The sequence below is a fragment of the Elizabethkingia argenteiflava genome (assembly GCF_009904105.1).
GTDB lineage: Bacteria > Bacteroidota > Bacteroidia > Flavobacteriales > Weeksellaceae > Elizabethkingia > Elizabethkingia argenteiflava.
The window spans coordinates 1-412 of record NZ_JAAABJ010000082.1; the positions used below are offsets into that span (position 1 = coordinate 1).

Genomic DNA, 412 nt, shown 5'->3' on the forward strand with positions numbered 1-412 from the left:
GAAGGCAAGTTGAAGCCGGATTTGAGTTCCATGGACGTGCTGCGCGCCACCTTCCCGGCGGGCACGGTGTCCGGCGCACCCAAGGTGCGGGCGATGGAAATCATCGACGAACTGGAGCCCAGCAAACGAGGTATTTATGCAGGGGCGGTGGGCTATCTGGGATTTAACGGCGACATGGATCTGGCCATTGCCATTCGGACAGCCGTTATCAAGGACCAAACCCTGTACGTGCAGGCGGGTGCCGGCATCGTTGCCGACTCTGTGCCGGAAAACGAATGGGCTGAAACCCAGAACAAGGCGCGTGCTGTTGTGCGGGCAGCAGAGCTGATTCAGACGCAACCCGGCGGGAAGGTGGAATAAACATGCTGCTGATGATCGACAACTACGACAGCTTTACCTATAACCTCGTGCA

At 58.0% G+C, this 412-nt stretch carries 1 protein-coding gene; it reads left to right on the plus strand.

Features of this window, described 5'->3' with window-relative positions; genetic code table 11:
* On the plus strand, window positions 1-360 hold a 360-nt coding region (locus GNY06_RS00410; protein ID WP_176589915.1), incomplete at its 5' end, for a chorismate-binding protein.
* Between the last annotated feature and the right edge of the window lie 52 nt (window positions 361-412).